The organism is Herbaspirillum sp. UBA812, assembly GCF_002296545.1.
In the GTDB taxonomy this organism is placed as follows: Bacteria; Pseudomonadota; Gammaproteobacteria; order Burkholderiales; family Burkholderiaceae_D; genus Herbaspirillum; species Herbaspirillum huttiense.
This window is the reverse complement of record NZ_DBIC01000248.1, coordinates 12,551-18,738: the sequence shown is the minus strand read 5'-3', so window position 1 is coordinate 18,738 and position 6,188 is coordinate 12,551. Positions and strand designations below refer to the sequence as shown.

The following is a 6,188-nucleotide window of genomic DNA, read 5'->3' as shown; positions in this document are numbered from 1 at the left end:
GGACCGTGATGTATTTTTCGTTCAGGTGGAACAGGTCGAGGAAGTCGACGAAGTCGCTCTTGATGAAGCGCAGGCCGCGCAGGTAATTCAGTTCATCTTCCTTGAAACGCAGGCGGCACAGTGCGGCAATCTCGGCGCGAATCTCGTCGACATAGGGTGTCAGGTCGATGTGCTCGTTGCGGCATTTGAACTTGTATTCGACCTGCGCGCCGGGGAAGTGATGCAGGACCACCTGCATCATCGTGAATTTGTACAGGTCAGTGTCGAGTAAGGATGTGATGATCATGAAGTCCGGATGCGGAAATGCCGCATGCTGCCATGTTGATGGTCCACGTGCATGAGGGCTGCCCCGGAGCGCGCCGCTTCATGCGTTGGCCACGCCCTGAAGCGTCGCGACCGCTATCTTAACCGAGATCGCACAAAGCAAAGCCCCCTGCCATGAGGGGGCTTTGACGAGGCCGAGGGCGGCGAAAGACCGGATCACTTGCCCGCTGAAGCCGGACGGCGTCCACGCACATAGGTCGGCGGCGGCAGGTAGGCCGTACCATCGAGGTAGCGCCATTCGCGCATGGTGCTGCGTCCGTCCTTCTGGGAGACCAGGCCGATGAAGGCACCCATCGTGGATTGCTGGTCCAGCGCGCGGAAGCTCAACTCACCCAGCGGCGAGGACCAGTGCAGGCCACGCAGGGATTCCAGCAGCACTTCGCCATCCCCGCCTTCGCTCTTCTTCAGGCCGCCGGCAATGGCCATCATGGTGCTGTAACCCAGCACCGCCGACAGTTGCGGACGTTCGCTGAATTTCTTCAGATAGGCTTCCAGGAAGCGCTGGTGCTCCGGCGTATTGATCTGGTCCCACGGGTAACCTACGGCCACCCAGTCGCGAATGGCTTCACTCTGGCTGGGATCGAGGCTCTGCGCACCGGCCGAGCTCATCGACACCACCCGCACGCCGGCAAACAACTGCTGGCGATTGCCGGCCTGCACGAACTTCTGCAGATCCTCGCCGAAGGTGGCATTGAAGATGGCGTCCGGACGCGACTGGCGAATCGCCCGCGCCACATCGTCGGCCTTGATCTTGCCCATGGCCGGCCATTGGTCGCTGACGAATTCCACATCCGGACGCGCCTGTTTCAGCAGCATCTTGAAGCTGGCCACCGCGCTCTGGCCGTATTCATAGTTGGGGGCCACCATGGCCCAGCGCCGCCCGGGCATGCGTGCAGCCTGCTCGGCCAGCATCGCGGCCAGCATGTAGGTCGAAGGGCGCACGCGGAAGGTGTAGCGATTGCCCTTGTCCAGCGTGACCGCATCGGACAGGGCATCGCCCACCACCAGCACGGTCTTGCTGCGCGCGGCTTCGCGCGCCACCGCCAGGGCCACATCGGAGAGCATGGTGCCGGTCAGCACCTCCACATGCTCCTTGCTGACCAGTTCGCGGGCATTGCGGGCGGCCTGGTCGGCATCGCCCTGGTCGTCGCGGCTGATGAGCTGCAAGGGACGGCCATGGATGCCGCCGGACTCGTTGATCTGTTCCAGTGCCAGCGACAGTCCGTTGCGATAGGCCTGTCCGGCGGTGGACGCTCGCCCCTGGCTGTTGATCTCACCGATACGGATCGGCTCGACAGCACCGGCACTCAAGGGCAGCACAAGGGAAACGGCGACGGCCAGCGCGCCGAGCAGGGTCGGCAGCAGCGAAAGACGGAATCGGGGGGAGGACTGGGGACCTGCAGCGTTCACGCCGGGACTTCCTTCTGGTGATGTGCGACAAGCGGCACCATGCCGGCGGACCTGGCTCCATGGGCTGGAACCGCAGGCCACAAGACCCTGGCGGCGGCTGGGCTTATCGCGAGCTTGTTTATTTACTTATACGTAATCTGTATAAGCCTCATTTGTGGGAAAAATCGAATTACCTTAAAATACAAGGCTTTGCGGCGGGTTGCGCAGCAGCATCATGAGAGGCTTCCTGAGTCCTCCACGACAGCGTCCACAAGACGCCCGATGCCAGCCCAAGCACCTCAACCACAGGTTGACCAGCCGCAACATGATTTTAACCGTGCCATATTGCCATCAATTGCGGCGCAGTTAGCCATCGGTTTGAAGAAATTTTACAGATAGGACAGTTATGACCCACGTTGTCACCGATTCCTGCGTCCGTTGCCGCTATACGGATTGCGTGGATGTTTGCCCGGTGGATTGTTTCCGCGAAGGCCCCAATTTCCTCGCGATTGACCCGGATGAGTGCATCGACTGCGCCGTCTGCGTGGCCGAGTGCCCGGTCAATGCGATCTACGCGGAAGAAGACGTGCCGGCCGACCAGCAGCAATACATTGCCCTGAACGCCGATCTGTCCCGCAGCTGGCCCTCCATCACCAAGACCAAGGCACCGCTGCCGGAAGCCGAGGAATGGAAGGACAAGACCGACAAGCTGCAATACCTGCAGCGCTGATTCCTGCGGAGAATCAAGTGGACCGGGCCTGTCCCGGTCGACAATGGCGGTTGCGCATCCAGCCCGGCAGTTTCATCGCCACGCCAGATGCGCAGCCGTTTGCATTTGGCCGCCAGCAATACCCCTGAGAGCCTCATGGCCGGGCTGAACTGCCCGCTGCTGCGCCGTCCTGTTGCGCTCTCGGCAAGCATTTCGCATCTCTTTTACCTGGCCTCTCCCCCGCCAGCGGCCCTGCCGCCAGCCAGCGCCCAGCGCAAGAGGGAAAAGCCGCTCTACTGATCTGATCTACTGAAACAGGAATATCAAGAAGATCATGGAAAACAATGTCCAGACTGCGGCAGTCAACGGTGTCATCGATGCCGACGCCGTCATCATCGGCGCCGGCCCGGTCGGCCTGTTCCAGGTGTTCGAACTCGGCCTGCTGGAAATCAAGGCGCACGTGATCGATTCGCTGCCGGTGGTCGGCGGCCAGTGCGTGGAGCTCTATCCGGACAAGCCCATCTATGACATCCCGGCCGTGCCCGTCTGCACCGGCCAGGAACTGACCGACAACCTGTTGAAGCAGATCGAGCCCTTCTCGCCCACCTTCCACCTGGGCCAGGAAGTGACCCTGGTGAACAAGCGTGAAGATGGCCGTTTCGACGTCGAAACCTCCACCGGCACCAAGTTCATCACCAAGACCATCTTCATCGCTGCCGGCGTGGGCTCGTTCCAGCCGCGCACCCTGAAGGTCGAAGGCATCGAGCAGTTCGAAGGTTCGCAGGTGTTCTACCGCGTCAAGGACCCGGCCCTGTTCGAAGGCAAAAACATCGTCATCTGCGGCGGCGGCGACTCCGCCCTGGACTGGGCCCTGAACTTCGTGGGCAAGGCTGAATCGGTGATCCTGCTGCACCGCCGTGAAGAATTCCGCGCTGCCCCGGCCTCGGTGGCCAAAATGAAGGAACTGTGCGAACAGTACGAGATGCAGCTGGTCATCGGCCAGGTCACCGGCACCGAGATCAAGGATGGCAAGCTGTCCGAAGTCAAGGTCACGGGCGCGGATGGCGTCACCCGCCGCCTGCCACTGGACATGCTGCTGGTGTTCTTCGGCCTGTCGCCCAAGCTGGGCCCGATCGCCGAGTGGGGCCTGGAGATCGAACGCAAGCAACTGAAGGTGATGGATACCGAGAAGTTCGAGACCAACGTCCCGGGCATCTTCGCCGTGGGCGACATCAACACCTATCCGGGCAAGAAGAAGCTGATCCTGTCGGGCTTCCACGAAGCCGCGCTGGCCGCCTTCGGCGCTGCGCCCTACATCTTCCCGGAAAAGAAGATCCACATGCAGTACACCACCACCTCGCCCAAGCTGCACAAGATCCTGGGCGTGGAAAGCCCGGTCTTCGACTGATTTTCCGTCGCTAGACCACCCGTGCCGCTGCAAGCGGCCTGCAGAGCCCCCGTCCGGTACGGGGGCTTTTTGTTTATGAAGGTTTTTGCAGAAACCTGTGGGGCCCGCACCACTGGTCTGACCAGCAAGCGGGGCGTAAGGCAAAGCGTGCTATGCTACCGCGTCGCAACAAGGAAAAAGTTGACAGAGTAGACATAATATGAAGTCTGTCAGCCGATGATCGTCGCCAAACGTTTGTGGCACATGCTTGCTGCGCACCCGGTCCGGGTTATCCATCCGGACGGGGAAGCCAGCCGGTGCTTGTATAAAGGTCAGCTATGCTTTATCAACTGCATGAACTCAATCGCGCGTTCCTGAACCCCATGATGCAATGGGCCGAAACCTCGGCCAAACTGTTCTCGGACCCGGTTTCCCCGCTCGCCCACACCCCTTTCTCGCAACGTATCGCCGCCGGCTATGAGTTGCTGTATCGCCTCTCCAAGGAATACGAGAAGCCCCTCTTCAACATCGGCGAAGTGCCCGTTGACGGCAAGCCGGTCGGCATCACCGAGGAAGTGGTCGAAGAGAAGCCCTTCTGTCGCCTGATCCATTTCAAGAAGGACCTCTCGGCCCGCCAGAGCGCCGCCTTGAAGCAGCCCACCGTGCTGGTGGTGGCGCCCCTGTCCGGCCACCACTCCACCCTGCTGCGCGAGACCGTGCGCGCGCTGCTGCAGGAACATGACGTTTTCATCACCGACTGGACCGACGCCCGCATGGTGCCGGTCGAGGCGGGCGAATTCCACCTGCACGATTATGTTTATTACGTGCAGGACTTCATTCGCACCCTGGGCCCGGACGTGCACGTCATTTCCGTCTGCCAGCCCACCGTGCCGGTGCTGGCGGCCATTTCGCTCATGGCCAGCGCCAACGATCCCAAGCTGCCCAAGAGCATGACCATGATGGGCGGCCCCATCGATGCCCGCAAGTCGCCCACCGCCGTCAACGACCTGGCGACCGAAAAGCCCTTCTCCTGGTTCGAAAACACGGTGATCTACAGCGTGCCGGCCAATTACCCCGGCTTCGGCCGCAAGGTCTACCCCGGCTTCCTGCAGCATGCCGGCTTCGTGGCCATGAACCCGCGCCGCCATGCCCAGAGCCACTGGGATTTCTACATGCACCTGCGCGATGGCGACGATGCCTCCGCCGAAGAGCACCGCAAGTTCTACGACGAGTACAACGCCGTGCTGGACATGCCGGCCGAGTTCTACCTGGAGACCATCAAGGTGGTGTTCCAGGACTTCAACTTGGCCCGTGGTACCTGGGAGATCGAAGGCAAGCTGGTGCGTCCGCAGGACATCAAGTCGGTCGCCCTGTTCACCATCGAAGGCGAGCTCGATGACATCTCCGGTTCCGGCCAGACCCAGGCGGCGCAGGAACTGTGCAGCAGCATCCCGAAGGCGCGCAAGCAGCATTTCACGGTGCCCAAGGCCGGTCACTACGGCATTTTCTCGGGCCGCCGCTGGCGCGAGATCGTCTGCCCGAAGATTGGCGAATTCATCCGCGCCAACGCGTAACGCAGCGCGTTGAGGCAAAACGGCACCCCGTCTCCACGGTGGTGCCGTTTTGCTTTGTGGCTGCGGCATGACTTGACGGCGGTTTGGCCGGATAATAGCGCCCTTGTCCCGTTGAATTGCCTGACCGCCGTGCCGCCATCCGCCACCACCGCCTCTGCCACCCTGGCCGACCGCCTCGAAGACCTGCTGCCGCAAACCCAATGCACCAAATGTGGCTACCCGGCCTGCCGTCCCTATGCCGAGGCCATGGCCGAGGGGCTTGCTTCCTATAACCAGTGCCCGCCCGGTGGCCAGGAAGGCGTGGCGCGGCTGGCGCAACTGCTGGGCAAACCGGTGATCCCGCTCAATCCCGCCAACGGCAGCGAACAGCCGCGCCGCCTGGCGGTGATCGATGAAGCCGTCTGCATCGGCTGCACGCTCTGCATTCAGGCCTGCCCGGTCGACGCCATTGCGGGTGCGGCCAAGCAGATGCATACGGTGATCGAATCGCTTTGTACCGGCTGCGACCTGTGCGTGGCCCCCTGCCCGGTCGATTGCATCAGCATGGTCGAGGCCACGCCGGGGCGCACCGGCTGGCAGGCCTGGAGCCAGGAACAGGCCGATGCCGCCCGCGCGCGCCATGACTGGCGCACCCTGCGCCTGCAGCGCGAGAAGGAAGAGAACGATGCCCGTCTGGCCGCCAAGGCTGCGGCCAAGCTCAAGGAAGTGGAAGCAGCGGCGGCCGGCACGCCCGAGGAACAAGCCGAATTGGCCCGCAAGAAAGCCATCATCCAGGCCGCCATGGAACGCGCGCGCCTGAAGAAAG

General features: G+C 62.2%; 6 protein-coding genes and 1 pseudogene. 5 read left to right on the top strand and 2 right to left on the bottom strand.

Annotated elements, in window-relative coordinates; all coding sequences use genetic code 11:
* Both B3873_RS16330 and B3873_RS16325 read right to left on the bottom strand, forming a co-directional pair.
* Positions 1-286 (bottom strand): annotated as a pseudogene (locus B3873_RS16330) (nicotinate phosphoribosyltransferase); the annotation flags it as partial.
* Between the two features lie 194 nt (positions 287-480).
* Complete coding sequence (locus tag B3873_RS16325) at positions 481-1,734, bottom strand: ABC transporter substrate-binding protein (RefSeq protein WP_286867323.1); 1,254 nt, start codon at positions 1,732-1,734, stop codon at positions 481-483.
* A 385-nt stretch (positions 1,735-2,119) separates the two neighbouring features.
* On the opposite strand from B3873_RS16325, the gene fdxA reads away from it, so the two are divergent.
* The 5 genes from fdxA to rsxB all read left to right on the top strand — a co-directional run.
* Positions 2,120-2,443, top strand: a complete 324-nt coding sequence (gene fdxA / locus B3873_RS16320; RefSeq protein ID WP_039787587.1) for a ferredoxin FdxA — start codon at positions 2,120-2,122, stop codon at positions 2,441-2,443.
* A 135-nt stretch (positions 2,444-2,578) separates the two neighbouring features.
* On the top strand, positions 2,579-2,722 hold the full coding sequence (locus B3873_RS16315; RefSeq protein ID WP_286867322.1) for a hypothetical protein: 144 nt from the start codon (positions 2,579-2,581) through the stop codon (positions 2,720-2,722).
* Between the two features lie 34 nt (positions 2,723-2,756).
* Positions 2,757-3,830 (top strand): NAD(P)/FAD-dependent oxidoreductase, encoded by a 1,074-nt coding sequence (locus B3873_RS16310; RefSeq protein WP_039787591.1) that lies wholly within the window; start codon positions 2,757-2,759, stop codon positions 3,828-3,830.
* A 317-nt stretch (positions 3,831-4,147) separates the two neighbouring features.
* Positions 4,148-5,383 carry a polyhydroxyalkanoate depolymerase gene (locus B3873_RS16305; protein ID WP_034341156.1) on the top strand — a complete coding sequence of 412 codons (1,236 nt, stop codon included), beginning with the start codon at positions 4,148-4,150 and terminating at the stop codon, positions 5,381-5,383.
* 129 nt (positions 5,384-5,512) lie between these two features.
* Positions 5,513-6,188: electron transport complex subunit RsxB (rsxB, locus tag B3873_RS16300; protein ID WP_286867320.1), on the top strand; the 676-nt coding region annotated here is incomplete at its 3' end.

Coding starts and splice junctions, on each gene's coding strand:
- B3873_RS16310 (WP_039787591.1), top strand. CDS start 2,757: ATGGAAAACAATGTCCAGACTGCGGCAGTCAACGGTGTCATCGATGCC.
- B3873_RS16305 (WP_034341156.1), top strand. CDS start 4,148: ATGCTTTATCAACTGCATGAACTCAATCGCGCGTTCCTGAACCCCATG.
- B3873_RS16315 (WP_286867322.1), top strand. CDS start 2,579: ATGGCCGGGCTGAACTGCCCGCTGCTGCGCCGTCCTGTTGCGCTCTCG.
- fdxA (WP_039787587.1), top strand. CDS start 2,120: ATGACCCACGTTGTCACCGATTCCTGCGTCCGTTGCCGCTATACGGAT.